At 70.1% G+C, this 25,541-nt stretch carries 24 protein-coding genes and 1 tRNA gene; 12 read left to right on the top strand and 13 right to left on the bottom strand.

The window, feature by feature from the left end:
- Positions 1-21 precede the first annotated feature (21 nt).
- The gene (locus OIC96_RS28170; RefSeq protein ID WP_330305165.1) at positions 22-528 is read left to right on the top strand and encodes a GNAT family N-acetyltransferase; all 507 of its coding nucleotides are present in this window, start codon (positions 22-24) and stop codon (positions 526-528) included.
- Positions 529-569: 41 nt separating this feature from the next.
- Here OIC96_RS28170 and OIC96_RS28165 read toward each other — a convergent pair whose 3' ends face one another.
- The 9 genes from OIC96_RS28165 to galU form a co-directional block, all read right to left on the bottom strand.
- On the bottom strand, positions 570-758 hold the full coding sequence (locus OIC96_RS28165) for a hypothetical protein (RefSeq protein WP_330305166.1): 189 nt from the start codon (positions 756-758) through the stop codon (positions 570-572).
- The gene (locus OIC96_RS28160; RefSeq protein WP_330305167.1) at positions 755-2,041 is read right to left on the bottom strand and encodes an MFS transporter; all 1,287 of its coding nucleotides are present in this window, start codon (positions 2,039-2,041) and stop codon (positions 755-757) included. Before OIC96_RS28160 ends, OIC96_RS28165 begins: the two co-directional genes overlap by 4 nt.
- A 244-nt stretch (positions 2,042-2,285) precedes the next feature.
- Positions 2,286-2,359 (bottom strand) — tRNA-Ala (locus OIC96_RS28155).
- 97 nt (positions 2,360-2,456) lie between these two features.
- Complete coding sequence (gene sepX / locus OIC96_RS28150; protein ID WP_330305168.1) at positions 2,457-3,725, bottom strand: divisome protein SepX/GlpR; 1,269 nt, start codon at positions 3,723-3,725, stop codon at positions 2,457-2,459.
- 173 nt (positions 3,726-3,898) lie between these two features.
- Positions 3,899-4,588, bottom strand: coding sequence for a GNAT family N-acetyltransferase (locus OIC96_RS28145; RefSeq protein WP_330310155.1), 690 nt, complete (start codon positions 4,586-4,588; stop codon positions 3,899-3,901).
- Entirely contained in the window at positions 4,585-5,097 is a 513-nt protein-coding gene (locus OIC96_RS28140) for a MogA/MoaB family molybdenum cofactor biosynthesis protein (RefSeq protein WP_330305169.1), read from the bottom strand. The genes OIC96_RS28145 and OIC96_RS28140 overlap by 4 nt, the downstream gene beginning before the upstream one ends.
- Positions 5,094-5,573: a cyclic pyranopterin monophosphate synthase MoaC gene (gene moaC, locus OIC96_RS28135; protein WP_327429384.1), complete on the bottom strand. Its 480-nt coding sequence runs from the start codon at positions 5,571-5,573 to the stop codon at positions 5,094-5,096. The genes OIC96_RS28140 and moaC overlap by 4 nt, the downstream gene beginning before the upstream one ends.
- Positions 5,574-5,690: 117 nt before the next feature.
- On the bottom strand, positions 5,691-7,013 hold the full coding sequence (glp, locus tag OIC96_RS28130; protein ID WP_330305170.1) for a molybdotransferase-like divisome protein Glp: 1,323 nt from the start codon (positions 7,011-7,013) through the stop codon (positions 5,691-5,693).
- A gap of 5 nt (positions 7,014-7,018) precedes the next feature.
- On the bottom strand, positions 7,019-7,921 hold the full coding sequence (gene galU / locus OIC96_RS28125; RefSeq protein WP_330305171.1) for a UTP--glucose-1-phosphate uridylyltransferase GalU: 903 nt from the start codon (positions 7,919-7,921) through the stop codon (positions 7,019-7,021).
- Between the two features lie 133 nt (positions 7,922-8,054).
- Here galU and OIC96_RS28120 point away from each other — a divergent pair, with 133 nt between their 5' ends.
- On the top strand, positions 8,055-8,630 hold the full coding sequence (locus OIC96_RS28120; RefSeq protein ID WP_330305172.1) for a 5-formyltetrahydrofolate cyclo-ligase: 576 nt from the start codon (positions 8,055-8,057) through the stop codon (positions 8,628-8,630).
- 124 nt (positions 8,631-8,754) lie between these two features.
- Here the strand turns inward: OIC96_RS28120 and OIC96_RS28115 are convergent, their stop codons facing one another.
- Positions 8,755-11,520, bottom strand: a complete 2,766-nt coding sequence (locus OIC96_RS28115; RefSeq protein WP_330305173.1) for a penicillin acylase family protein — start codon at positions 11,518-11,520, stop codon at positions 8,755-8,757.
- Positions 11,521-11,744: 224 nt separating this feature from the next.
- On the opposite strand from OIC96_RS28115, the gene OIC96_RS28110 reads away from it, so the two are divergent.
- The 6 genes from OIC96_RS28110 (at position 11,745) to mscL (ending at position 17,428) form a co-directional block, all read left to right on the top strand.
- Positions 11,745-13,292 carry a potassium/proton antiporter gene (locus OIC96_RS28110; RefSeq protein ID WP_406501726.1) on the top strand — a complete coding sequence of 516 codons (1,548 nt, stop codon included), beginning with the start codon at positions 11,745-11,747 and terminating at the stop codon, positions 13,290-13,292.
- A gap of 253 nt (positions 13,293-13,545) precedes the next feature.
- Positions 13,546-14,808, top strand: a complete 1,263-nt coding sequence (locus OIC96_RS28105) for an MFS transporter (RefSeq protein ID WP_330305175.1) — start codon at positions 13,546-13,548, stop codon at positions 14,806-14,808.
- A gap of 68 nt (positions 14,809-14,876) precedes the next feature.
- Positions 14,877-15,194, top strand: a complete 318-nt coding sequence (locus tag OIC96_RS28100; RefSeq protein ID WP_330305176.1) for an FmdB family zinc ribbon protein — start codon at positions 14,877-14,879, stop codon at positions 15,192-15,194.
- Between the two features lie 89 nt (positions 15,195-15,283).
- A complete protein-coding gene (locus OIC96_RS28095; RefSeq protein WP_330305177.1) occupies positions 15,284-16,162 on the top strand; it encodes an S-methyl-5'-thioadenosine phosphorylase in 879 nt (292 codons plus the stop codon).
- Positions 16,163-16,306: 144 nt separating this feature from the next.
- Positions 16,307-16,834, top strand: coding sequence for a hypothetical protein (locus OIC96_RS28090; protein ID WP_330305178.1), 528 nt, complete (start codon positions 16,307-16,309; stop codon positions 16,832-16,834).
- Between the two features lie 114 nt (positions 16,835-16,948).
- Positions 16,949-17,428: a large conductance mechanosensitive channel protein MscL gene (mscL, locus tag OIC96_RS28085; protein WP_330305179.1), complete on the top strand. Its 480-nt coding sequence runs from the start codon at positions 16,949-16,951 to the stop codon at positions 17,426-17,428.
- A 43-nt stretch (positions 17,429-17,471) separates the two neighbouring features.
- Here mscL and OIC96_RS28080 read toward each other — a convergent pair whose 3' ends face one another.
- Positions 17,472-17,654, bottom strand: a complete 183-nt coding sequence (locus OIC96_RS28080; protein WP_330305180.1) for a hypothetical protein — start codon at positions 17,652-17,654, stop codon at positions 17,472-17,474.
- A 307-nt stretch (positions 17,655-17,961) separates the two neighbouring features.
- Here OIC96_RS28080 and OIC96_RS28075 point away from each other — a divergent pair, with 307 nt between their 5' ends.
- The 4 genes from OIC96_RS28075 (at position 17,962) to OIC96_RS28060 (ending at position 22,602) form a co-directional block, all read left to right on the top strand.
- Positions 17,962-19,185: a low temperature requirement protein A gene (locus OIC96_RS28075; protein WP_330305181.1), complete on the top strand. Its 1,224-nt coding sequence runs from the start codon at positions 17,962-17,964 to the stop codon at positions 19,183-19,185.
- A gap of 130 nt (positions 19,186-19,315) precedes the next feature.
- Positions 19,316-20,344, top strand: a complete 1,029-nt coding sequence (locus OIC96_RS28070; RefSeq protein WP_330305182.1) for a P1 family peptidase — start codon at positions 19,316-19,318, stop codon at positions 20,342-20,344.
- 130 nt (positions 20,345-20,474) lie between these two features.
- A complete protein-coding gene (locus tag OIC96_RS28065; protein WP_330305183.1) occupies positions 20,475-21,695 on the top strand; it encodes a L,D-transpeptidase in 1,221 nt (406 codons plus the stop codon).
- A 157-nt stretch (positions 21,696-21,852) separates the two neighbouring features.
- The gene (locus OIC96_RS28060) at positions 21,853-22,602 is read left to right on the top strand and encodes a DUF6227 family protein (protein WP_330305184.1); all 750 of its coding nucleotides are present in this window, start codon (positions 21,853-21,855) and stop codon (positions 22,600-22,602) included.
- 34 nt (positions 22,603-22,636) lie between these two features.
- On the opposite strand, the gene OIC96_RS28055 is transcribed toward OIC96_RS28060, so the two are convergent.
- Together OIC96_RS28055 and OIC96_RS28050 are read right to left on the bottom strand one after the other, a co-directional pair.
- Complete coding sequence (locus tag OIC96_RS28055) at positions 22,637-22,894, bottom strand: hypothetical protein (RefSeq protein WP_330305185.1); 258 nt, start codon at positions 22,892-22,894, stop codon at positions 22,637-22,639.
- A gap of 108 nt (positions 22,895-23,002) precedes the next feature.
- Positions 23,003-25,099, bottom strand: a complete 2,097-nt coding sequence (locus OIC96_RS28050; RefSeq protein WP_330305186.1) for a PTS fructose transporter subunit IIABC — start codon at positions 25,097-25,099, stop codon at positions 23,003-23,005.
- Positions 25,100-25,541 lie beyond the last annotated feature (442 nt).

The following is a 25,541-nucleotide window of genomic DNA, read 5'->3' as shown; positions in this document are numbered from 1 at the left end:
CATAGATGTACGGTTAACTGCATGAATATCCACCCGGTCCCGTTCGACCACCCCGACGCCGTCAAGCTCAACGACCAGGTGCAGGCCGAATACGCCGAGCGCTACGAGGACGAGGGCGACGCCACGCACCTCGACGCGTCGATGTTCGCCCCACCGCTCGGCCTCTACCTCATCGCGTACGACGAGCGGGACCGCCCCGTGGCCACGGGCGGCTGGCGCACCCAGGATGAGAACGACGAGGGGTACTCGGACGGCGACGCCGAGCTCAAGCGCATGTACGTGATCCCCGAGGCCCGCGGTCTCGGCCTCGCCCGGCGCATGCTCGCAGCCCTGGAGACCGACGCCCGCACGGCCGGCCGCACCCGCATGGTCCTGGAGACCGGCTCCAAGCAGCCCGAGGCGGTCGCCCTCTACGCATCGAGCGGCTACGAGCCCTGCCGCAAGTTCGGCCACTACCGCTTCCACGAACTGAGCCTCTGTTACGCCAAGCCGCTCCAGCGGGTCGGTAGCAGCCCCATCGCGCCGTAGCAGCGCGGGGACGGGCGGCAGGTACGAGCAGCGGGCGGCAACTACCGCTTCTGTGCCCGGTAGCGCTTGAGGAGAGCCGTGATCCTCTCGCTGCGCGCCGCCCCGTTGAGCTCGGTCAGCAACTCGTCAGGACAGAGCTCATAGAGATCGCCCCACCAACGGCGCCCCGTGTTGTCCCAGATCCGGTACCCACCCGGCACCCCTCTGGCCACGTAACGTCTCCTGCTCACGGTCCCCCCTCCTCGGCTTCCACCGTAGGCGCTCGCTTCCCGATGCCGGCCTGATCATTTCCCGTGAGGCGGTTGACGCGGTAGACGTCCGGGACGCAGAGGTTGAGGACGGCAGCGGCGGCGATGAGTCCCGCGCACGCCATGAGCACGGTCCGGTTGTCCCAGGCGTGGGCCGCGAGAGCGGTGATGAGGTAGCCGAGGGGGATCGCGAGGCGCTCTCCGACGCTGTTGAACGCGCTCATGCGCCCCATCTCGACTTGGGGCACGTGCTGCTGGAAGGCGGTGGTCCACGCGACGATCGCAACGTCGAGCCCGACGCCCGCGAGCAGGGCGGCCAGGAGCACGCCGGGCAGTGGCAGGCCCCATCCCAACGCGGCCAGGGGAAGGAGCAGCGCCGAACTGGCTACGACCGCCACGGTCAGCAGCCGGTACGGCCTCCAGCGCAGACACACCAGTGTCCCGGCCAGCAGCCCGGCAGCGAAGGCCGCCTGAACCAGTCCCCAGTCACGCGCGCCGCCGTACCGTTCGGCGGCCACGACCGGCCCAAGGAGCTGGAAGCCCGCCAGCCAGGCGGCGACGAGAACGGTTCCGGCGGCCGTGTAGGTCCACAGCCAGGTGCGTGACCAGAAGCCGGTCCACCCCGCCCGCAGATCGCCCAGCGCGCTGCCGGCGGTGAAGGGAGCGTCCAGGCGCAGGCCGAGCAGCAGGAGGGCCGCGGCGGCGAAGGTGAGCGCGTCCCAGGCCAGCGCCCAGGACGGGCCGCCGGCTGCCACGACGAGTCCGCCGATCACGGGGCCCAGCACCCTGATGGCGTTGCTCGGGAGCCTGAGCAGGGCATTGGCCTGTTGCAGCTGCTCCGTGGGAACGATCTGGGCGACGGCACCCTGGGCGGCGGGCACGGTGAAGGCCACGGCGGTTCCCGAGGCGAAACCGCAGACGGCAATGGCGGCTGTCGTCGCGTGGCCGGTGGCCACGATCGCGGCCAGTACGCCCTGCGCGGCGGCTGCCAACAGGTTGCCGAGGAACAGGATCCGGCTGCGGGACAGACGGTCCGCGAGGACCCCGCCCGCGAGGAGGAAGACGATCGTGGGGACGGTGTTCGTGGCGAGCACCAGGCCGAGGGCCCCCGTTCCCCCGCCCTGCTCGATCACGGAGTAGGCCAGTGCCAGGGGCGCCATGGCGGATCCGGTTGCCGAGATCAGATTCGCCAGCACGAATCGCCGGAAGGCCGCGACCCTGAGTGGCGCCGTACGGATCGTCGTTACCTCTGCCCCGGTCTTCATCGTCTCCCTCGTGCTCGGCGCGGCGAGGACCCTAGTGCAGTGCATGCCTTCCGAGGCACCGCTCCACGATCGAAGTGACGCGTATCCGCCGGTCTTTGGCGGGCAACGGGCGCAAGGGGCCCAACTTGCCGGTGGAGATGGCCGTCCGCTGACAAGCCCGGGAAAACCAAAGATCCCGCCCGATCAAAAGATCGGACGGGATCTCGTCAACTGTCCCCGAGCTAACTCAAGAACAGCTGCTGCGTGGACCTGAGGGGATTCGAACCCCTGGCCCCCTCGATGCGAACGAGGTGCGCTACCGGACTGCGCCACAGGCCCTTGCAACGAGAGAAACTCTAGCATCCTCATCGAGGTGCTCGGAAATCCGTTCCTGGCTGGTCAGCCAGGGGCTCCCGGGCCTCCGTCGTCCCACCCGTCACTCGTTGGCCGCGCGCGGCCGTCCCCCGTCCTCGTACTGGTCGAAGAGCGGCGTGCGGCCGCGCTCGCGGGCGCGCCGGGCGGACGCGGCGCGACGCGCGTCACTGCGACCGTCGTCGGCGGTTTCCGCGCCGTCGGGCTGCTCCTCGGCGACCACGTCCGCCTCCGGTGCACTCGGCTCCACGGCGCTGGACCGCGCGGAGCTCCATGTGTCGGGCGCCCCCAGGTCGACGCTGGGCGTGGCCCGGGGCGCGACCGGCGCGGTCACGTACGTCGGCAGCGGAACCGGCACCGGATCCCAGCTGTCGCCCCGGCCGGGTCCGCGCTGGCGCTCGCGCTGCTGGTCGACCCACTCCGCGTGGTCGGTCTGCTCGACGAGCGCGCGGCGGTCGGCCGCGAGCGCGGAGAGGCCGGGGTCGGTCTCCGGCTCTGGTCCCTCGTCCGGCTCGTCGGTCCCGGGGTCGAGGGTCGGGCGCCGGCGCGGCTGCCGCTCACGCAGCCGCTGCGCGGCGGCCTCGGCACGGCGCCGGTCCATGGTGTAGGTGAAGCGCCGCTTCTCCTGGGCGCGCAGGTACACGATGTACGCGCTCAGCATCACGGCGGGCACGCCGGGGGCCCACAGGAACGCGAGCCCGCCCACGGCCGCCACGATCGCGCCGAGCGTGAAGGCGAGGAAGATCATCACCGTCGTACGCCGCCGGCGCGCGAGCACCTTCGAGCGCCGGGCGCGCGCTGCGGCCTCCGCCGAAGAACCACGCCGCGCGCCCGGCACCTGCCGGGACGCGGAGTTGGAGGGCGCTTGGGACGCGGACTTGGCCGACGGCTTCGGCGCAGGCTTGGCCGACTGCTGCGGTACGGGCCTGGCGGCGCCCGGGGCCTCGTGCGCGCCCCCCTGTCTGACGGCCGCCTGGGGCGCCGGCTCCGGCTGTGCCGGGGACGGCGGCTGAACCCGCTCCTGCACTTGCGGCCGGTGCTGGGCCTGTGCCTGGGGCCGGGTCGGGGGCATGGCGAAGGCCCGGACGTCCACCGAATCGGTGACGCCGTCCGGGTCGGCGCTGGACTCCCCCTCGTCGGCGGAGCGCGCCCGCAGGTCCTTGGCGTATCGACGCTCCATACCCGCCCGTCCGGACAGCAGCCGGATGGCGGTGCTGAAGCGTTCCGTCGGACGGGCTTCGTTCAGCTCGTCCTGCCTACGGAGCCACATCGGCACCAAGTAGGCGGCCCAGGCCCCGACGATGACTGCGTAGATGAGGCCGCTGCTGCTCACGCCTCACACGGTAGAGGGGTTTGCGTGAGGCCATCTGCCAATTGCGTCGGTGTGTCGCACGATCTGGCTGATATTTCGAGCTTTTTTTGTGACCGATGCGATCAGCAGGCCGTCGGGACCGCGAATTTAATGCCCCGAGGCGATCGCCGACCGATCAATTTCGAACACCTATTTCATTTACCGGCGTTGCCGGGCTTGCTCGAGTTCTGCGAGCCGGCTTGCTCCGATCCCACCTGCTCCGAGCGCGTCTGCGACGAGCGCGCCCGGCGCCAGCGTCCGAGCAGCCCTTCGGGCACCTCTTCGGCGGTGAGCGCGAAGACGAGATGGTCGCGCCAGGCCCCGTCGATGTGGAGATAGCGTGGCCGAAGCCCTTCCTCGCGGAATCCGAGTTTCTCCACGACCCTGCGGCTGGGCCCGTTCTCGGGGCGAATACAGACTTCGATGCGGTGCAGTCCGACGGCGCGGAAGCAGTGGTCGGTCACCAGCGCCACGGCTGTCGGCATCACTCCGCGGCCCGCGACCGACTGGTCCACCCAGTAACCGATGTGCCCGGAGCACATCGATCCCCAGGTGATGCCGGCGACCGTCAGCTGCCCGACGAGCCGCCCCTGGTACTCGATCACGAAGGGCAGCATCCGGCCCGCGTTGGCCTCGGCACGCAGATGCCGGACCATCTGGCGGTAGGTGGGCCGGTGCGCGATCGGGCCGCTGGGCGTGGGCGGTGGGATGGTCGCCTCCCACGGCCGCAGCCAGTCCCGGTTGCGCCGGTTCACCTCGCGCCAGGCCCGCTGATCGCGCAGCTTTATGGGCCGGAGGACCACATCGCCGTCCACCAGCTCGACGGGCCAGGATGGGCTGTTCAGCACGCACCCCCACTGCCGCTGGGTCTGGGGTGGTCGCCGCCGCGGATCTGGTCGACGGCGTGGATCAGGAGGGGCTCCAGAACGGCCAGGCCGTCCTTCACCCCGCCGGTGGAGCCCGGCAGGTTGACGATCAGCGTCCGTCCCGCGACTCCGGCGAGCCCCCGGGACAGCGCCGCCGTCGGCACCTTCTCTCTTCCGAACGCCCTGATGGCCTCGGGAATGCCCGGCACCTCGTGGTCGAGCACCCGCCGCGTCGCCTCCGGCGTCCGGTCGGTGGGCGAGATCCCGGTGCCGCCGGTGGTCACGATGACGTCGTATCCGGCGTCGGCGCCCGCGCGCAGGGCGGCTTCCACCGGGTCGCCGTCGCGGACGACCTGGGGCCCGTCGACCGCGAAGCCGAACTTCGCCAGCCCCTCGGCGATCAAGGGTCCGCCCTTGTCCTCGTAGACACCCGCGGCGGCCCGGTTGGAGGCCGTGACCACCAGGGCGCGATAAGACGATGCCGTCATGCCCGGCTCCAGTCGCCCGACTTCCCGCCTGTCTTCTCTTCCACCCGTACGTCCGTGATGACCGCCCCCTTGTCGACCGCCTTGACCATGTCGATCACGGTGAGGGCCGCCACGCTGACCGCGGTGAGGGCTTCCATCTCGACGCCCGTACGGTCAGTCGTCTTCACGGTGGCGAGGATCTCGACGGCGTCGTCCGCGACCGACAGATCAATCTTGACACCCGACACCGACAACGGGTGGCACAGCGGGATCAGGTCCGGCGTGCGCTTGGCTCCCATGATGCCCGCGATGCGCGCGGTGGCGAGGGCGTCTCCCTTGGGGACCCCCTCGCCGCGCAGCAGCTCGACCACACGAGGTGAGACCAGGACGCGGCCGCTGGCGCGGGCGGTGCGCGCGGTCACGTCCTTCCCGGATACGTCGACCATGCGGGCGGCGCCCGCTTCGTCGATGTGCGTCAGTCGGTCCTGCGTGCTCATGTGCGTGGCCGCTCCCGGTCAGGGCCCGTCGCGTTGCGGCGCGTGGGCCTGTTGTGCGCGACACGGTACCGCCAACTCGGGGCGTCCAGCTGAGCAGGCTCCTTCCGGCCCGGCCGCTCAGCCGAGCAGGACCACCGCGACCTCCGCGCCGGGCTCGACCGACGTGTCGTCCTCGGGGACGACGATCAGCGCGTCGGCGTGCGCGAGGGCCGCGACCAGGTGGGATCCGGCGCCGCCGACGGGCGTCACCTCGCCGTCCGCGTACGTCCCCCGCAGGAACTGCCGACGGCCCGCGGGCGAGGTCAGCGCCTTGTCCGCGCTCAGCCTCGCCCTGGTCGTGGGCCGGTGGACGTCCTTCAGGCCCATCAGGGCGCGGATCGCGGGGCGCACGAACAGCTCGAAGGAGACGTACGACGACACGGGGTTGCCCGGGAGCGCGAGCAGCGGGGTGTGGTCGGGGCCGATGGTGCCGAAGCCCTGGGGCTTGCCGGGCTGCATGGCGAGCTTGCGGAACTCGATGCCGCTGCCCGCCTCGTCCTCGTCACCCACGGAGGACAGCGCCTCCTTGACGACGTCGTACGCGCCGACGCTCACGCCACCTGTCGTGACCAGCATGTCCGCGCGGATGAGCTGGTCCTCGATGGTGGAGCGGAGCGTCTCGGCGTCGTCGGCGACCGCGCCCACGCGGTAGGCGATGGCCCCGGCGTCGCGGGCGGCCGCGCAGAGGGCGAAACTGTTGGAGTCGTAGATCTGGCCGGTGCCCAACTCCTCGTCGGGCTGAACGAGTTCGCTGCCGGTGGACATGACGACCACGCGCGGGCGCGGGCGCACCCGTACGGTGCCGCGGCCGATCGCGGCGAGCAGCCCGATCTGCGGCGGGCCGAGGATCGTGCCGGCTTCGAGGGCGCGGTCGCCGGCCTCCACATCGCTGCCCTTCGCGCGCACGTGCGCGCGTGCCTGCGCCGGGCGGTGGACCTGTACCTGGCCGGAGGCACCCTCGGGGGCGGCGCTGCGGGCGCGCATCCCGGAGACCGGGCCCTCGCCCAGGCCGCCGTCGGTCCACTCCACGGGCACGACGGCCTCGGCGCCGGGCGGCAGCGGGGCACCGGTCATGATGCGGGCGGCCTGGCCGGGGCCCACGTAGGGCTGCTCGGCCTGGCCGGCCGCCACATCGCCGACGACCGTCAGGACGGCCGGGTACTCCTCGCTCGCGCCCGCGACATCGGCGACCCGGACCGCGTACCCGTCCATCGAGCTGTTGTCGAACGGCGGCAGCGAGACCGGCACCGTGACGTCCTCGACCAGGACGCAGCCCTGGGCGTCGAGGAGTTGCAGCTCGATGGGTTCGAGGGGGCGGACGGTCGCGAGGATGTCCTCCAGGTGATCGTCCACCGACCAGAGGTGATCCTGGCCGGTGGCGCGGGTCGCGGCGCTGCTCAAAGTCCCTACATCTCCTCGGCTACGTAACTGCGAAGCCAGGCCCGGAAGTCCGGGCCCAGGTCTTCACGTTCGCACGCGAGTCTGACAATGGCACGCAGATAGTCGCCACGGTCCCCGGTGTCATAGCGGCGGCCCTTGAAGACGACACCGTGCACGGGGCCGCCGACCTTCTCGTCGCTGGCGAGCTGCTGGAGGGCATCGGTGATCTGGATCTCACCGCCGCGGCCCGGCTCGGTCTTGCGCAGTATGTCGAAAATGTGCGGGTCGAGGACGTAGCGCCCGATGATCGCGTAGTTGCTGGGCGCGTCCGCGGCGTCCGGCTTCTCGACCAGGTCCGTCACCTTGACTAGGTCGCCCTCGCCGGTGGGCTCGACGGCGGCGCACCCGTAGAGGTGGATCTGCTCGGGCGCGACCTCCATGAGCGCGATGACGCTGCCGCCGTACTGCTCCTGAACCTCGATCATGCGCGCGAGCAGGGGGTCGCGCGGGTCGATCAGGTCGTCGCCGAGGAGCACCGCGAAGGGCTCGTGGCCGACGTGCGGAGCCGCGCACAGGATGGCGTGCCCGAGGCCCCTGGGGTCGCCCTGACGCACGTAGTGCATGGTGGCGAGGTCGCTGGATTCCTGGACCTTGGCGAGCCGGTCGGCGTCGCCCTTCTTCTGAAGGGCCGATTCGAGCTCGTAGTTGCGGTCGAAGTGGTCCTCGAGGGGGCGCTTGTTGCGGCCCGTGATCATCAGGACGTCGTCAAGACCCGCCGACACGGCCTCTTCGACCACGTACTGGATCGCCGGCTTGTCGACGACCGGCAGCATCTCCTTGGGAGTGGCTTTGGTAGCCGGCAGGAACCGGGTGCCGAGACCTGCTGCGGGGATGACAGCCTTGCTGATCCTGGGGTGCGACTCAGTCATGCCCGCAACCATATCCGGTGGCTATGTGTGGAACATGTGGCTCCGGTTAATTCGCTCTCATATGAGCGCATTAGGAAGAGTACGGGAGCATCCTGTGAGCGACCTGGGACGTGAACCAGAGCCTGACAAGCGAATGTTGCGGCGAGGATTCCTCACGGTGAGAAACGGGTTGACGGCCGATGACGTGCGGAAAACGGCCGCGGCTCTCGCCGCACGCGCCCTGGAGCTGCCCGAACTGGCGCACGCGCGCACGGTGGCGGCGTACGTCTCCGTCGGGAGCGAGCCCGGCACCCTCGCGCTCCTGGACGCGCTCCTCGCGCGCGGGGTGCGCGTACTGCTGCCGGTCCTGATGGCGGACAACGACCTGGACTGGGGCGCGTACGCCGGGGCGGGCTCCCTCGTACGCGTCCAACACGGCGGAAAGATGGCCCTCTTGGAGCCGGCGGGCGCGCGGCTGGGCCCGGAGGCCGTCCAGGACGCCGACGCCGTCCTGCTGCCCGGTCTCGCCGTCGACGCGCGCGGCATGCGCCTGGGGCGCGGCGGGGGCTCGTACGACCGCGTACTGGCCCGTCTGGAGCGCGCGGGAGCCGATCCCGCGCTGGTGGTGCTCCTGTACGACACGGAGGTCGTCGAGCGGGTGCCGGGGGAGGCGCACGACCGCCCCGTCCACGCGGTGGTGACCCCCTCCGGAGTGCGCCGCTTCCGCTGACGCCCGCCGCGCGTACGCGCACCACTCCGTACACGCGAAGTGGCCCTCCACGCACACGCGTGGAGGGCCACTTTCACGAGGCCTCGGCCTCAGTGCTTCCTGACGTCACAGGACCGTCGGAGCGTCACGGCTTCAGGACCAGTGTGTCGCTCGTCTTCTTGTCGACGGCCTTCTCCGAGAAGGCCCAGGGCAGCAGTTCGCCCTTGGCCCACTTGTCCGTCTGGTCGGTGTAGTGGGCGCTGTAGGCGTGCCCGGAGGCGCCGGAGAGGTTGATCCACTTGGACTTGTCGAGGTCCCCGAGGTTGACCACCATCCGCATGGACGGCACCCAGACCACTCCGTAGCCGCCCGCCGCGTTCCAGCCGGTCGCGTTGACCGTCGCCTCGCCGCCGCTGAGCTTCCAGGGACCGCGGTTGAGCATGTACTTCAGGAACGCGGGGCCGTCGGTGCCCAGGGTCTGGTTCTTCAGGAACAGGCGGTGCAGCCGGCCCCAGCTCCAGGTGTCGATGTCCTTGCCGAGCTTGGCGGTCAGCTCCCAGCGGGCGTCCTTCATGGCCCGCTTGAACAGCCCGTCGCGATCGGTGACCGCGAGGTCAGTGCGCGTCCTGGGCGCCGACCACCAGTCGTTCTTCGGGTCGTCGATGATCTTGCGGACGACCTCGAACCAGCGGTCGCCGCCGTCCGGCTGCGCCTGGTCCGCGTCGCGCTGGCCGCACTCGCGGACCTTGTCGCCGTCGTCGTCCACCGGACCGGTGGTGTCGACCGGGTCGACGTACAGGCACTGGCCCTTGACCCGCAGCTCCTTGGGCAGCTTGTTGCCGAAGGCGAGCTTGAGGATGTTGCGCCAGGTCGCGTTGAAGTACGCGGCCGCCGCGGAGTCGGCGTCCTGGGTGTAGTCCCAGCCCTCGAGGAGCTTCTGCGCATCGCGGACGTTCTTGTCGTCGACGTCGATCTTGAGCAGCTTGGGCACGATCAGCTTGGCGATCTCGCTGCTGTTGTCGAGCTGCATCTGGCGCATGTCGTCGGTCGAGATCTTGCCGCCGCCCTTGATCTTCGACTCGATCAGGTCGGTGATCCGCTGGCTGCGCGTGCCGTAGCCCCAGTCCGTGGTGAGCGTGTAGGGGTACTTGTCCTTGTCGACGACGGCCTGGTTGGCGGTCACGATGTAGCCGCGCTTGGGGTTGTACTCGTAGGGCAGCTCGGCCTGCTTGATGAAGCCGGTCCAGTTGTACTTGGAGTCCCAGCCCGGTGACGGGAGCGAGCCGTCGCCCTCGCCGCGGGTGGGGATCCTGCCCGGCAGCTGGTAGCCGATGTTGCCCTCGGTGTCGGCGTAGACCAGGTTCTGGGAGGGCACGTCGAAGGACGCGGACGCCTTGCGGAACTCGGTCCAGTTCGACGCCTTGTCCATCTCGAACACGGCGTCCATGGAGTTGCCCGGGTCCAGCGCGGTCCAGCGCAGCGAGATGCCGTAGCCGTCGCCGCGGTCGGGCGCCGCGGTGTCGACGGTGGCCTTCTTGCCGACCTTGACGAGCTCGTCGTCGCGGTCGGACAGCAGGGGGCCGTTGTTGGTCTCCCGGACGACGATCTTCTTCGACGCGGCGCCCGCGACCTTGATCGTCTCCTTGCGGGTCGTGAAGGGCACGACCTTGCCGTCGTACTGGTAGCCCTCGCCGGTGAGCTTCTCCAGGTAGAGGTCGGTGACGTCGACCCCGGAGTTGGTCATGCCCCAGGCGATGTCCTGGTTGTGGCCGATGACCACGCCGGGCATGCCCGCGAAGGTGTAGCCGGAGACGTCGTACTGGCACTTGCTGGACACGCTCGTGCAGTGCAGGCCCATCTGGTACCAGACCGACGGCAGCGAGGCCGACAGGTGCGGGTCGTTGGCCAGCAGGGGCTTGCCGGTGATGGTGTGGCTGCCCGCGACGACCCAGGAGTTGGAGCCGATGCCGTTGCCGTTCACGCCGACCGCCGTGGGGAGGTCGTCGAGGACCTCGTAGAGCCCCGACAGCTGGCTCTGCAGGCTGGAGGGCGCCGTGGCGTTGTCCGTGAGCCCGGTGCCCGCCGTGGACGTCGTGGAGGTCGAGGAGGCGGTGCTGGAGCTGCCCTGGACGTACGACCCGGTGACGCTGTCGTACTCGCCCTCCTGGACGATCGTCTTGTTCCGGCTGTACGGGTACTCCGGGTACAGGTCGGCGATCTGCTTCGGGCCGAGACGGCTCGTCATCAGCGAGCGGTCGATCTCCTCCTGCATGTTGCCGCGCAGGTCCCAGGCCATCGCCTTGAGCCAGGCCACCGAGTCGACCGGGGTCCACTCCTGGGGCTTGTAGTCGTTGGTGAAACCAAGGGCCGCATACTCCAGGGAGATGTCCTTGCCGTCCTTGCCCTTCAGGTAGGCGTTGACTCCCTTGGCGTACGCCTGGAGGTACTTCTTGGTGGAGGCCGACAGCTTGGTGTCGTACTCCTTCTTCGCCACCCGGTCCCAGCCCAGGGTGCGCAGGAACTCGTCGTTCTTGACCTGGTCCTTGCCGAACATCTCGGACAGCCGGCCCGAGGTCATGTGGCGGCGCACGTCCATCTCGTAGAACCGGTCCTGCGCCTGCACGAAGCCCTGCGCCATGAACAGGTCCTCGTCGGACGAGGCGTAGATCTGCGGGATCCCGTTGCCGTCGCGCTTGACGTCGACGGGCCCCGACAGCCCGTCGAGCGTGATGGAGCCCTTGGTCTGCGGGAACGAGGCGCGCACGGTGCTGATGCTCCAGTACGCGCCGAAGGCGACGCCTCCGATGATCGCAAGAACCAGGACAATCAAGAACAGTCGGGCTTTGCGCCCCTTCTTCCTGCCGGACTTGCCGGGCTTTTGGCCGGAAGAGGCGGTGGTGTTGGGGGGCATCGCTGTCCTTGCTGTCCTAACGCGAGCGGCAGGCGGTCCTGGAGTGCTGGAGCAACCATAGGCGCAGGGCCCAACGCGCCTTGACGCGGAGTCGGGTACCGAGCGCACGAGAGTTCGATCTTGCCCACTGGAGTGTCAAGAAAGCGTCAAGAGTTAGGTAAGGTAATGAAGTACTTGGACTGACGAACCAATGTCCGGTGTTCGGATCGACGTGTTCGGATCCCGTGCCCGGATTGGCGAGAAGGGAACAGCCGCTGACTGTCCACCACCTCAACCAGCTCCTGCTCGTGTGCTCGCTCGTCCTGCTCGTCGCGGTGGCGGCGGTCCGGGTCTCGTCGCGCAGCGGGCTCCCCACGCTGCTCGTGTACCTGGGCATCGGCGTCGCGATGGGCCAGGACGGGATCGGCGACGTCCACTTCAACAATGCCGAGCTGACCCAGGTCATCGGGTACGCGGCCCTGGTCGTGATCCTGGCCGAGGGCGGTCTGGGCACGAAGTGGAAGGAGATCAAGCCGGCGCTTCCGGCCGCCTCCTCGCTGGCGCTGGTCGGTATCGCGGTGAGCGTCGGTGTCACGGCCGCGGGGGCCCACTATCTGATCGGTCTCGAGTGGCGGCAGGCGCTCATCATCGGGGCGGTGGTGTCCTCGACGGACGCGGCGGCGGTCTTCTCGGTGCTGCGGAAAATCCCCCTCCCCGCGCGCGTGACGGGCATCCTGGAGGCCGAGTCGGGCTTCAACGACGCTCCGGTGGTCATCCTCGTCGTCGCGTTCTCCACGGCGGGCCCTGTCGAGCACTGGTACGCGCTGCTGGGCGAGATAGCCCTGGAGCTGGCCATCGGCGCGGCCATCGGCCTCGCGGTGGGCTGGCTCGGCTCGTACGGGCTGCGGCATGTGGCGCTGCCCGCCTCCGGCCTCTACCCGATCGCCGTGATGGCGATCGCGGTCGTCGCGTACGCCGCCGGAGCGCTCGCGCACGGCAGCGGCTTCCTCGCCGTCTATCTCGCCTCGATGCTGCTCGGCAACGCGAAGCTGCCGCACTGGCCCGCCACGCGCGGCTTCGCCGAAGGACTCGGCTGGATCGCCCAGATCGGCATGTTCGTCCTGCTCGGCCTGCTGGTCACCCCGCACGAGATGGGCGACGACATCTGGCCGGCGCTCGTCATCGGCCTGGTGCTGACCATGGTGGCGCGGCCACTGAGCGTCGTCGTCAGCCTGCTGCCGTTCCGTATTCCGTGGCAGGAGCAGACGCTGTTGTCCTGGGCGGGGCTGCGCGGCGCCGTGCCCATCATCCTGGCGACGATCCCGATGGTGAGCGGTATCGCGGAAAGCCGCCGGATCTTCAACATCGTCTTCGTCCTGGTCGTCGTCTACACCCTCGTCCAGGGGCCCACACTGCCCTGGCTGGCCCGGAAGCTGCGCCTGGGCGAGCCCGCGGGGGCCTCCGACCTCGGCATCGAATCGGCGCCCCTGGAGCGGCTGCGCGGCCATCTGCTGTCCGTCGCGATCCCCGAGGGGTCGCGCATGCACGGCGTCGAGGTGGGCGAGCTGCGGCTGCCCGCCGGCGCCGGCGTCACGCTCGTCGTGCGCGACGGGAAGTCCTTCGTGCCGCTGCCCACGACCGTGCTGCGGCGCGGCGACGAGCTGCTCGTGGTGGCCACCGATCCGGTCCGGGACTCGGCGGAGAAGCGGCTCCGCGCGGTGGGCCAGGGCGGCAAGCTGGCCAGCTGGCTGGGGACGTCGGGCAACGGAACGGGACAGCAAACGGGACATTAAGGGGCGATGGGCATTCGCAGGCGAACGCTGCCGTGGTGCTCGTTTTCACAGGCACCGACCCCGCCTTCCCTGTACGATGAAGGCACACCTTGATCGAACCAACTCTGCCTGACGCAGAGCTGGCGCCGACCGTATGGCGGCCGTGACGCTCTCCCCGCAGTGGGCGCCGGTATCTACCGCAGTTCCGCGCAAGAGGACAGCTCTCGGCGCCCCCCGCACGGGCGCGCTACCAGGCGGCAGAAAGGCACGGGCCGTGGCATCCACGGTCACCTCCCGCCCTGGATACGGACAGCTGCTGCGCACCCGCGGCGCCTGGACGTTCCTGCTTCCCGGCTTCGCCGCACGCCAGCCGTTCGCGATGCTCACCATCTCCATCGTGCTGCTCGTGCAGCACACCACCGGCTCGTACGGGACCGCCGGCGCCGTCGCCGCCGTCACCGGCGTCTCCATGGCGCTGTTCGCACCCTTCACGGGGCGCCTCGCCGACCGCCTCGGGCAGCGGGCCGTCCTGCTGCCCGGCGTCCTGGTGCACGCCCTGTCGGGCCTCTCCTTGACGGCGCTCGCACTGGCGGACGCCCCCTTGTGGGCCCTTTTCGTCGCCGCCGTGCCGACCGGCGCCTCGGTGCCGCAGATCGGCCCCATGGTGCGCGCCCGCTGGGGCGTGAAGCTGCAGGGCTCGCCCCTGATGACCACCGCCGCGGCCTTCGAGTCCGTCACGGACGAGCTGACCTTCGTGTTCGGCCCCCTGCTCGCCACGGCGCTGTGCACGGCCGTGAACCCGGCCGCGGGCCTGCTCACCGAGGCGGCGCTGACCCTGATCGGCGGCCTCCTCTTCGCCGCGCAGAAGAGCACGCAGCCCTCCGTCGCTTTTGACGGCCACGCACGCGTGGAGCGCGGTTCCGCTCTGCGGGTCCCCGGAGTGCGCGTTCTGATCGTCACCTTCCTGGGCATCGGCTCCGTCTTCGGCGGCATGCAGGTCTCCCTCGCCGCGTTCAGCGAGTCGATCGGCGAGCCCGGACTGAACGGCGTCCTGTACGGCGTCTTCGCCGCGGGCAACATGCTCTCCGGCATCGTCTGCGGCGCCATCGCCTGGAAGGTGTCCCCGCAGCGACGACTCGTCCTCGGGTACGCGGGCCTCGCGCTCACCGCCTCCGGGCTGTGGGCCGCCCACTCCGTGGTCGTGCTCGCCGGAATCGGCCTCCTGGTCGGCATGTGCATCGCTCCGGCCCTGATCACCGGCTACACCCTGGTCGAGAGCCTGGTGCCCCAGGCCGCCCGTACCGAGGCCTTCACCTGGCTGACCGGCGCGGTCGCGCTCGGCCAGGCGGCGGCCGTCACGGTCGCCGGACAGCTGGAGGACCGCCTCTGGGACGGTGCCGGTTTCCTGGTGCCGATGGCCGGTACGGCACTGGCTCTGGCGACCCTGGTGGCCCTGCGGTCACGGCTGGCGACGCGGGCCCCGAGCCGCACCGTCGCACGTGGCGTCGGTCACCGAGTGCCGGTGACAGTGGACTGATCTCTCGGAATACGTCACTATGGACCGTCGTTAGCACTCATTGAGTGAGAGTGCCAGGAGGAAGACAAGTGCCGACCTACCAGTACCAGTGCACCGAGTGCGGCGAGGGCCTCGAGGCGGTGCAGAAGTTCACCGACGATGCCCTGACCGAATGCCCCAACTGCGGTGGCCGCCTGAAGAAGGTGTTCTCGGCCGTCGGCATTGTCTTCAAGGGCTCCGGCTTCTACCGCAACGACAGCCGCGGCTCCTCGTCGAGCAGCTCGCCGGCTTCGTCGAAGCCGTCGACCTCTTCTTCGACTTCTTCGACCTCGTCGTCGACGACCTCGTCGTCGTCCTCGGACTCGAAGTCGTCGGGCACGGGCTCGTCCAGCAGCTCCGCCGCGTAAGGCTTCGCAGGACTCGTTCTTGCCGAAGACCCCGCCGTCGCACGACGGCGGGGTCTTCGGCGTTCCCCGGCCCGGCTAGGGTGCGGTCCATGGCGAACACGGAGAATCCACAGAGCCCGGACGGGGAGCAGACGACGGCCAGGGCCGAGATCGGTGTCATCGGCGGCTCGGGCTTCTACTCCTTCCTCGACGACGTCACCGAAATACAGGTGGACACCCCCTACGGCTCGCCGAGCGACTCCCTGTTCCTCGGCGAGATCGCCGGGCGGCGGGTCGCCTTCCTCCCCCGCCACGGCCGTGGCCACCATCTGCCACCGCACCGCATCAACTACCGGGCCAACCTGTGGGCGCTGCGTTCCGTCGGCGCACGCCAGATCCTCGGGCCCTGCGCGGTGGGCGGACTGCGCGCGCAGTACGGCCCGGGGACGCTGCTCGTGCCGGACCAGGTGGTGGACCGTACGAAGGCGCGAACGCAGACGTACTTCGACGGGATGCCGCTGCCGGACGGCACGGTGCCGAACGTGGTGCATGTGTCGCTGGCCGACCCGTACTGCCCCGTCGGGCGCAAGGCTGCCCTCGAAGCGGCGCGCGGTCGGGACTGGGAGCCGGTGGACGGCGGCACGCTCGTAGTGATCGAGGGGCCGCGGTTCTCCACTCGTGCCGAATCGCTCTGGCATCAGGCGCAGGGCTGGTCCGTGGTGGGCATGACCGGCCATCCCGAGGCCGTGCTCGCCCGCGAACTGGAGCTCTGCTACACGTCGTTGACCCTCGTCACCGACCTCGACGCGGGTGCCGAGACCGGCGAGGGCGTCTCGCACGACGAGGTGTTGAAAGTGTTCGCCGCGAATGTGGACCGGCTGCGGGGCGTGCTGTTCGACGCGGTCGCGGGGCTGCCGGCGAACGAGACGCGGGACTGTCTGTGCACGACGGCGCTGGGCGGGATGGATCCGGGGTTCACGCTGCCGTGACGGCGGCCCAGGGCATAGGGAACTTCCCGTTCGGGTGAGGGAGATGTCCACAACTCGCGAGTAGTCCACGGGCTCCAGCGGACTTCGCCGCGACGCCTCATCGTGGGATCGCAAACCGATCTCTCGTCGCAGGTGGTGGTCACCATGGCTCAGCTCTCCCCTCTCGTACGCCCACCCGGCGCGGACGCGCCGCCGACATGCGAGGTGCCGCACTTCGCTCCCGTACGTGTGCGCGGCGGGCGGTATCAACTGCGGCGCCTCGCACGGCACAGGAGGCGGGCCGTGGCCGCGGGGCTCGCGGTCACGGCGGCGGCCCTCGTGGCGTCGGGCCCACGTGACGCGGAGCGGACGCGGGGACATCCGCCGGCAGCCTCCACCGCTGCGTCCTCTCCTGTACGCGAGCGGCGCGCCGTCGAGACGGTGGCGGCGCCGGTGCGGATCTCCGACGGCGCCACGGTGCGGCTGTTGCGTCCGGGTGACCGGGTCGATGTCGTCGCTGCGGACAGCGGCGGCGAGGCACGGGTGGTCGCGGCCGGGGCACGGGTCACCGACGTGCCGGACGTCAGCGCCACCGAGACCGGGGCGCTGGTCGTCCTCGCCGTCCCGCGGGCCACGGCGGCACGGCTGGCCGGCGCGAGCGCCACCTCACGGCTGGCGGTGACGCTGTGCTGAATGACGAATTGGTGTCAAGTCCCTCGATCGAGCTACCGAATTGGACAGGCCCGGCGTGCCCTGCCGTAGGTTGCGGAGCTGTTTGTTCCACAACTTGTGCAGAGGGGCCTCTTGGTGAGCGAGAAGAAGCAACCCGGCGTCTGGGAAGGCTTCAAGGCCTTTCTGATGCGTGGCAACGTCGTCGATCTGGCCGTCGCGGTGGTCATCGGCGCGGCCTTCACCAACATCGTCAACTCGCTGGTGAAGGGCGTCATCAGCCCGCTGGTGGGCGCGTTCGGGACCAAGGACCTCGACAAGTACAGCTCGTGTCTGAAGTCGCCGTGCAAGTTCGACGAGGCGACGGGCACGGCCACGAGCGGCATCCCCATCCTGTGGGGCACGGTCCTCAGCGCGACACTCACGTTCGTGATCACGGCAGCCGTCGTCTACTTCCTTATGGTCCTGCCGATGTCCAAGTACCTGGCGGCGCAGGCGGCCCGGCAGAAGGCGAAGGAGGGCACGCAGGAGGTCATCGAGGTGTCCGAGCTGGAGGTGCTGAAGGAGATCCGCGACGCCCTCGTGGCGCAGCGCGGTTCGGGGCTCAGCCAAGACTGACGGCGAGCCTCTGGGCCGGGGCCCGGAGGCTCGGGGATATGGCTCAGAGGTGGTGGGGCGGCTTCTCGTCGAGGAAGCGCTTCAGGTCGGCCGCGCTGTCGCCGCTGCTGTCGGCCTGCTCGCCCCACCCGCGGTCCGTGTCGTCCGAGGACTGCTGGCTCAGCGGGTCGTCGAAGACCAGCGCCGACTTCGGATCGCGCGGTTCGGGGGCGGGGGCGGTACTCATGCGTTCAGGGTACGCCGAGGTGGTGGCGGCCCGACCCGGCTCAGCTGGGGGCCTCGGCGCCGGGGCGGGCGCAGAACCACCAGCAGACGACGAGGCGCGTCGCGTAGAAGCCGATGAACAGACACAGCGCGCCAGTGAAGAAGACGGCCGCATTGGTCCCCGATCGGAGACCGAAGGTCCTCCTGCCGGACGGGCTCGGCTCCCCTTGGTCCGTCTGACCTGGTCGTCCCTTCGAGACCTTCGGCCCGGGGGTGCTTGTGAACGCATTCACAAGAATTTCCGGAAGTTTTCTGCTGTGCTTGGCCGTATGACGTCCAGTTCCACTTCCGAACCAGCTGCGACGCCACGGCCCGCCGGCCGTGGTGTGCTGCGCAAAATGACCGCTCGCGGTCGCGACGAGGCGCACCGGGTCGCGTCGCCGCTGGAGCTCTTCTTCGACCTGTGTTTCGTCGTGGCCATCGCCCAGGCGGGCATCCAGCTGGTGCACGCCGTGACGGAGGGGCACGCGGGTGAGGGCATCCTCAACTACGCGATGGTCTTCTTCGCGATCTGGTGGGCCTGGATGAACTTCACCTGGTTCGCCTCGGCGTACGACAACGACGACGCGCTCTACCGGGTCGTCACGCTCGTGCAGATCGGTGGTGTGCTGGTGCTCGCGGCCGGGGTGTCGCGGGCGTTCGAGGACCACGATTTCGTGGTCGTCTGGCTCGGCTACGCGATCATGCGGTTCGCGATGATCGCGCAGTGGCTGCGGGTGGCGCGCTCCACCGAGGGGGCCGAGAGAACCATGGCGCTGCGGTACGCGGGCGGCGTACTGCTGTGCCAGATCGGCTGGCTGGGGCTGGTGCTCCTGCCGGAGTCCGGCCGCCCGTGGGTGTTCCTGGTGGTGGCGATCGCCGAGCTGTGCGTCCCGGTGTTCGCGGAGAAGGACTTCACCACCTCCTGGCATCCGCACCACATCTCCGAGCGGTACGGCCTGTTCACGATCATCGTGCTGGGCGAGACGATCGCCGCGGCCACGGTCGCCGTGAAGTCGGCCGTGGATGAGCACGACGCGCTGGGCGAGCTGCTGCCGATCGCCGCGGGCGGGCTGCTGATCGTCTTCTCCGCCTGGTGGATCTACTTCGTCGTGCCGATCCACGGGCATCTGCGGTCCAACGCGCAGGCGTTCCTGTGGGGGTACGGCCACTACCTGATCTTCGCCTCGGCGGCCGCGATCGGAGCGGGCCTGGAGGTCGCGGTCGAGCAGGCGGTCGGCAAGGCGCACATCTCGACGCTCGCGGCGTCCGCCGCGGTGACGCTGCCGACCGCGCTGTACTTCCTCACCGTCTGGGTACTGCACTCCCGCCACTTCAAGGTGGGCATCGCGCAGCAGCTCGTCTTGCCGACCACCGCGTTGCTGGTCATCCTGTGCACGTTCCTGGGCGACTGGGCGGTGCTCGCGGCGGGCATCGTCTCGGCGCTGGCGGTGGCGGTCGGGGTGACGTTGACGGCGCGGATGGTCGTGAGGGAGGGAGCGGGGTCCGCATAGGAAGGTGCGGGGGCTCGCAGGAAGGAGCCGTGCCCCCCCACGCTCGCTGTGCGCTCCGTGCGCCTCCTGAGCTCTGCGGCCACTGAGGCGTGCGGCTGCTGAAGCGCACGACCAAGGAACACTGGGGGGCATGACAGTTGACGCTCTGACAGATGTCGCGGGCCTGCGAGTGGGGCACGCGACGCGTTCCGGCGACGGTTGGCTCACCGGCACCACCGTGGTGCTCGCCCCTCCGGGCGGTGCGATCGCGGCCGTCGACGTACGTGGCGGCGGCCCCGGCACCAAGGAGACCGACGCGCTGGATCCGCGCAACCTCGTGCAGAAGGTCGAGGCGGTCGTGCTGACCGGCGGCAGCGCGTACGGGCTGGACTCGGCGTCGGGCGTGATGGCGTGGCTGGAGGAGCGGGGGCGCGGGGTACGGGTGGGTCCCGACCCGGCGCACGTCGTGCCGGTCGTGCCCGCTGCCTGCGTCTTCGATCTGGGGCGCGGCGGAGACTTCCGGGCCAGGCCGGACGCGTCCACGGGACGGGCCGCGGTCGAGGCGGCCGACGCGAGTGAGCCGGGCGCGCCGGTGCGCGAGGGGTGCGTGGGCGCCGGTACGGGGGCGGCGGTCGGCCGCTTCAAGGGCGGTGTCGGGACGGCGAGCGCCGTGCTGGAGTCCGGCATCACGGTGGCGGCACTGGTAGTGGCCAACGCGGCGGGTTCGGCGGTGGAACCGGAAACGGGGGCGCTGTACGGCGAGTTGCTGCGGGGGCGTACGACGCTTCCGGCGGCCCAGGTGCACGAGGCGGCGCAGCGGCGGCTCGCGGAGGCGGCCGCGAAGAATGCCTCTCCCCCGCTGAACACCACGCTCGCCGTTGTCGCCACCGACGCCGATCTGACGCGCGCGCAGGCACAGAAGCTGGCGGGGACGGCGCACGACGGCATCGCGCGCGCCGTGCGGCCGGTGCATCTGCTGAACGACGGGGACACGGTGTTCGCTCTGGCCACGGGCGCCCGGGCGCTCGCCGCCGAGAACCCCCTGGCGCTCAACGAGATCCTCGCGGCGGGCGCGGACCTGGTGACGCGCGCGATCGTGCGGGCCGTGCGCGCGGCCGAGTCGGTGGACGGGCCGGGCGGGGTGTGGCCGTCGTACGAGGAGCTCTACGGGGGCCACTAGATGGGCGATTGTCCCGGTTCTGTCACGTGATGCCGTTCGGCGCGGGTCACGGGAACCCTTCTCGCCGCGGCTCGCTCTTTCTCCACGCACTGGAGCGGATCACGCACATCATGAGAACTGGGAGCAGCCCGTGACAACGCCGGACACAACAGCGCGGCGCGCACTGGGGGCCTGTGCCGCCCTGATGGTCGGCGCCCTCACCCTCACCGCCTGCGGCGGCAACGCCAATGCCGACAGCGAGAGCGGCAAGGACGGCAAGAACGCGACCAAGACGTCCACGGCGAAGATCGTCATCTCGGCCAAGGACGGTTCGACGGGCGCGTCGATCAACGCGACCGGAGTGAAGGTCAGCGACGGCAAGCTGACCGACGTGAAGATGACGGTGGCCGGGACCGGAACTGCCGTTTCCGGGGCGATATCCGCGAACGGCGGCTCCTGGAAGCCGAAGGAGCAGCTGGAGCGGGGAACGAAGTACCAGATTTCGGTCACGGCGAAGGATGCAAGCGGGCGGACGTCGGCGGCCAACTCCATCTTCACCACGGTCTCTTCGAGCAACAGCTTCATCGGTACGTACACGCCCGACAACGGCACCACCGTCGGTGTCGGCATGCCGGTCTCCTTCAACTTCGACAAGGCGATCGGCAACAAGAAGGCCGTGCAGTCGCACATCACGGTCTCCTCCAGCAGCGGGCAGCAGGTGGTGGGGCACTGGTTCGGGACGCAGCGGCTCGACTTCCGGCCCGAGGAGTACTGGAAGGCCGGCTCCAAGGTCACGATGAAGATCGACCTTGACGGGGTAGAGGGCACGAACGGCGTCTTCGGGGTGCAGAAGAAGACGGTCACCTTCACCATCGGGCGCTCCCAGGTCTCCACGGTCGACGTCAACACGCAGACCATGACGGTCGTGCGGGACGGCAAGACCCTCAAGACGGTCCGGATCTCGGCGGGCAGCCCGCAGCACACCACGTACAACGGGCAGATGGTGATCTCGGAGAAGTTCGTCCAGACCCGGATGAACGGCTCGACGGTCGGCTACGGCGGCGAGTACGACATCCCGGATGTGCCGCACGCGATGCGCCTGACGTCGTCGGGGACGTTCATCCACGGCAACTACTGGTACAACCGGGGGAATCCGCCCTTCGGCCGGGAAGGCACCAGCCACGGCTGCGTGGGACTCGCCGACGTGCAGGGCGCGCAGGGGGACACGACCGCCAAGTGGTTCTACGACAACTCCCTCATCGGGGACGTCGTGACGGTCAAGAACTCGCCCGACAAGACGGTCTCGCCGGACAACGGGCTCAACGGCTGGAACATGTCGTGGAGCGCGTGGACCGCGGGAAGTGCCGTCTGACGAGGACCTTTTGACGCCCGTGCGGGCCGCGTGGGAACTTGCCGCGCGGCCCGTCCGTTTTCCATCCGTACGTTTTCTCGGTTCGCGGACATGATGTCCGACCGAGGGGCTACGGTATGCACCCACAAGGTGACATGCAGCAACGCCGGGAGAAACCTTGAGCGTTCCGTACGAGACAGCAGCGTACGAACCACCCGAGTCGCCCGAGTCTCCGGAGGAGCATCTCGCGCGACTCCTCGGTCGCGCCCTGAACTCCTTCGAGCTGCCCGACGAGACGATATGGCGACTCGACTGCGCGCTGGCGCACGACAGTTCGCTGCACTCCGCGCACCACAGCGCGGGGCTGCACCGCGAGACGTATCGGCACACGTGGCTGCTCGCCGACGGCTCGGCGGTCACGCTGTGGGAGCTCGTGCACAACACGGCGCCCGGCAGGGACCCGCAGCACGAGGTGTACGTAGACGAGGAGGAGCTGCGCGCCGCCACGGCCCGGCTCCCGCTGCCGCCGGACGCCCCGGACTTCGAACTGCCGGTGCTCGTCCAGCTGTCACCGATCCCCGAGCCGCGCCACGCCTACGTGCCCGACGACTCGGCGGACCACGCGCGCCGGCTCCTGCGGCGGGCGGAGAACCCGGACCGGCCGGGGGCCGACATCACGTCGCTCCTGCTGTGCGAGGCGTTCGCCCACCAGATCACCCAGGCCTTCGGACGCCCTTGCCGCGCCGGTCAGGCGGGGCTGTGCTTCTCGCTCTACGAGCACGCGTTCCTGCTGCGCGACGGGCGGGAGATCTCCCTGTGGGAGGTCGAACACACGGCGACGCCGGACCGACGCCACATGTGCGAGGTGTACGCGACGCAGGACGCGGCGCGGGACGCGATGGAACGGCGCGCGGCGCGACTCAGCTGACATCGGCGCGCCGGTTCTGAGCGCCGGGCGCGGGCTACGGGCGGCTGTCGCTGAACTGGCGTACCAGGCCCGCGAAGGCCGCGTGTTCCTCGGGGGTGAGTTCGACGGACTCCGCGACGGGGCCCGACTGGCGCTGGTGGGGAATGGCCCGGAGCCTGTCGCCGTGGCGGCATACCGCGACCTCGAAGCGGTCGCGGCGCAGAAGGCGCACCAGGCCGACGACCCAGATGACGGTCGCCAGGGCGAGTGCGGCCACGCCTACCAACTGGAGGATCGACACGTGCTCAGGCATGCGCTCCAGTAGACACCACGGTCCGGGACCGTGGTCCCGGACCGTGACGCATCTCGCAGATGCGGTGAACAACTCACAGGTGCCCTAAAGGGGCAGAAGGTTGGCCGTTCAGGCCGCGACGGGCTCCTTCGACTCGGCCTTGGTGGATATCGGAGCGTCGGCCGCTGCCGCGGTGGCGCCGCCCTCGGGTGCCTGCTTGCGCAGGCCCTTCAGCGTGACGACCAGAGCCGTGGTGACGCAGACGCCCGCCGCGATGGCGATCAGGTAGAGGAAGGGGTTGCCGATCAGCGGGACCACGAAGATGCCGCCGTGCGGGGCGCGCAGGGTGGCGCCGAAGGCCATCGACAGGGCGCCGGTGACCGCGCCGCCCACCATGGCGGAGGGGATGACGCGCAGGGGGTCGGCTGCCGCGAACGGAATCGCGCCCTCCGAGATGAAGGAGGCGCCGAGGACCCAGGCCGCCTTGCCGTTCTCGCGCTCGGTCTGGGTGAAGAGCTTGCCGCGCACGGTCGTCGCGAGGGCCATGGCCAGGGGCGGGACCATGCCCGCCGCCATCACGGCCGCCATGATCTTCATCGCCGAGTCACTGGGGCTCGCGACGGCGATACCGGCGGTGGCGAAGGTGTACGCGACCTTGTTGACCGGGCCGCCGAGGTCGAAGCACATCATCAGGCCGAGGATCATGCCGAGGAGGACGGCGTTGGTGCCGGTGAGGCCGTTGAGCCAGTCGGTCATGCCCTTCTGGGCGGAGGCGATGGGCTTGCCGATCACCACGAACATCAGGAACCCGACGATCGCCGCGGAGATCAGTGGGATCACCACCACCGGCATGATGCCGCGCAAGGCCGCCGGGATCTTGACCTTCTGGATCCCGATCACCACACCACCGGCGATGAGACCGGCGGCCAGACCGCCGAGGAAGCCCGCGTTGATGGTGAGGGAGATCGCGCCTCCGACGAAGCCGGGCACGAGGCCTGGCCGGTCCGCCATGCCGTAGGCGATGTAGCCGGCCAGGACCGGGACGAGGAAGCCGAAGGAGACGACGCCGATCTGGAAGAACAGCGCGCCCCAGCTGTCCATCTGGGTCCACATGAAGTGGTCCATGACCGACGGCGCCTTGTTGATCTTGTAGCCGCCGATCGCGAATCCGAGGGCGATGAGGAGACCGCCCGCGGCGACGAACGGGACCATGTAACTGACGCCGGACATCAGCCACTTGCGGAGCTTGGTGCCGTAGCCCTCGCCGGACTCACCGGCGCGCTCCACCGGTGTGCCGGGCGCGGCGCCCGCGCTGACCTCTCCGCGCGCGGCCTTGTCGCGCACCTGCGCGATCAGCTCGGTGGGCTTGTTGATGCCCGCCTTCACGCCGACGTCGACGGTCGGCTTGCCGGCGAAGCGGTCCTTGTCCCGTACGGGCACGTCGTGGGCGAAGATCACGCCGTCCGCGGCCGCGATGACCGCCGGGTCGAGCCGGGTGAAGCCGGCCGAGCCCTGCGTCTCGACGACCACCTCTACGCCTGCCTCGCGGCCCGCGTTCTCCAACGACTCGGCGGCCATGTAGGTGTGTGCGATGCCGGTGGGGCAGGAGGTGACGGCAACGATGCGGAACGGCTGACCACCATCGGTGGCGCCCGGCGCCGGGGCGGGTCCGTCATCGACGGTCGCACCCGGCACCGGGGCCGCGCCGTCCGTGGCGGAGTCGGCGGAGGCCGCCGCATTCGACTCCGCCACGGCGTTTTCGGGGGCGCCCGCGGGCGCCGGGGGCTCGTCCCCGCGGATGAGCGCGGCCGCGGCCGCCGCGTCGTCCACGGCCCGCAGCGCGGACGTGAACTCGGCGTTCATCAGCTGGCGTGCGAGGGACGACAGGATCGTGAGGTGGGCGTCGTCCGCGCCGGCCGGGGCGGCGATCAGGAAGATCAGGTCGGCGGGCCCGTCCGGCGCGCCGAAGTCGATCCCGGCCGCGCTGCGTCCGAAGGCGAGCGTCGGCTCGGTGACGTGTTCGCTCCGGCAGTGCGGGATGCCGATGCCGCCGTCCAGGCCGGTCGGCATCTGGGCTTCGCGGGCGGCCACGTCGGCGAGGAAGCCGTCGAGGTCGGTGACCCGACCCTTGGCGACCATGCGCTCGGCGAGGGCGCGCGCCGCCGCTTCCTTCGTATCAACGGACAGGTCGAGGTCGACCAGGTCCGCGGTGATCATCTCGCTCATCGCGGGCTCCTTCGCACGCGTATCGCCCGGGGGAAGTGGTGGGCGAGGGTGGGGACGGGGGTGTTGCGCTCAGATGGGGCAGGTAGGGCCGATAGGGCAGAGGGGACAGGGGCGAGGTGAGTCGAAGAGGCGGGGCCGGGGAAACCCCGCCTCTCCTCGGCGGCGGGATCGGGGAGATCCCGCCTCCGTATGGCTGCGGCGGGGAAGGGGAGGCCCCGCCGCTTCAGGGCCGGATCAGGAGGCGTACGGGACGGGTGGGCCGCCGGGCTCGCAAGACCCGTACGCGATCCGGCGTGCGCGGCGCGCAAGCCGTAGTGATGCGAGCCATACGCGCCGCCACGAAGAGGGCAGCACGCGCCGTCGTGACGTGAACCGCGCGTGCCGTCGTGACGTGAGCCGGACGTGCCGTCGTGAAGTGATCCACGCGCGCCGGGGACATGCG

This window comes from Streptomyces sp. NBC_00775, from assembly GCF_036347135.1.
Classification (GTDB): Bacteria; Actinomycetota; Actinomycetes; order Streptomycetales; family Streptomycetaceae; genus Streptomyces; species Streptomyces lutosisoli.
The sequence above is the reverse complement of the archived record's forward strand: the minus strand, read 5'-3'. Positions and strand labels throughout refer to the sequence as shown.